Source organism: Pseudomonas sp. GW823-FHT06B06 (assembly GCF_058795195.1).
Window position 1 is genome coordinate 1 of sequence record NZ_JBXAHO010000091.1, and the last position, 1,370, is coordinate 1,370.

General features: G+C 54.2%; 1 protein-coding gene. It reads left to right on the plus strand.

The genetic code is table 11. From position 1 onward, the window contains the following. Nucleotides 1–306 precede the first annotated feature (306 nt). On the plus strand, nucleotides 307–1,370 hold a 1,064-nt coding region (locus AC1Q8Q_RS32115), incomplete at its 3' end, for a tyrosine-type recombinase/integrase (RefSeq protein WP_492615963.1).

Below are 1,370 nucleotides of genomic sequence, written 5' to 3' on the forward strand. Positions count from 1 at the left end.
CGGTAGTTCAGTCGGTTAGAATACCGGCCTGTCACGCCGGGGGTCGCGGGTTCGAGTCCCGTCCGCTGCGCCATATTTGCTTCCACTAAGGCCCACTGAACGCCTGGAAGTCACGGAAATAGCGGCCTTGAGTCGCTTTTTTCGTTTTCTGAATTCCACTGGAATCCATCCCCAGCCACGGTTTTTAAGTACACATTTAAGTACACCGCTGGCACAGCCTTTTACGATTCCTTGCGTATCAATTTTCGTATTGGTCCGTCTACCGCTGGGTTGTATTCCCCTCCTTGATACAAAAGGAGGTGTCTGATGGCTCTGAAAGATACAGCGATCAAGCAAGCCAAGCCCGCCACCAAGCCTTATACGTTAACTGATGGGGATGGCTTATCTCTGCAAGTGCCCCCGACGGGTTCGAAGCGTTGGCATTTCCGTTTCTATTGGCATGACAAGCAATTGCGTATTTCCCTCGGCATCTATCCCGACGTGAGTCTAAAGGAGGCTCGTCAGCGGAGAGAGGCTGCACGTGCGCTGGTGGCCAACAATATCGATCCTCGATCGCATCGTCGTGCCGAGAGGCAGAAAGCCTCTCACGCCGCCAACAACACGTTTGAAGCGGTTGCTGATCGTTGGCATGAGTTCCGCAGTAAAAAACTGACGAAAAGCAAGAAGGGCAGTGCGGGGCAAGCCAGCAAATACCTGAAGAAGGACATGCTGCCGTGTTTGGGCGATCTTCCGATCGCGGATATTTCTCGTGGCGACGTGCTGGAGCTCATTCGACGAATTGAGCGCAGAGGCGCGCTGGTGTCTGCTCGAAAGGTGCGGACCTGGCTCAACCAGATCTTTCGTTTTGCTATGGCGGAAGGGCTTATTGATGTGAACCCAGCAGCAGATCTTGATATCGTTGCCGAGACGCCGCGGCCGGTCCGCCATAATCCCTTCCTCCAAGTTAATGAACTTCCAGGATTGCTCAGAACCGTCACCCACTATGAGTGTGCAGAAAAGACACGGCTTGGTATTCGTCTATTGCTTCTGACGGGCGTGCGTACAGGAGAGCTACGGGCGGCGACGCCAGACCAATTCGACTTCGATAAGGGGATCTGGCTGGTGCCGCCGGAGGGTGTGAAGCAGCTCCGGAGTCGTGTGCGAACACAGGGGAATGAGATTCCACCTTATGTGATTCCGCTATCTACTCAAGCGATTGCAATTGTGCAGCGGCTGATGCAGTTAAGGGGGCGCGGTGCACGGTATCTGCTGGTTCACCGATACGAACCGCAGGAAATGATCAGTGAAAATACACTTAACACCGCCATTAGCCGGATGGGTTACAAAGGGAGGCTCACCGGTCATGGCATCAGGGCCACCATCTCAACGGC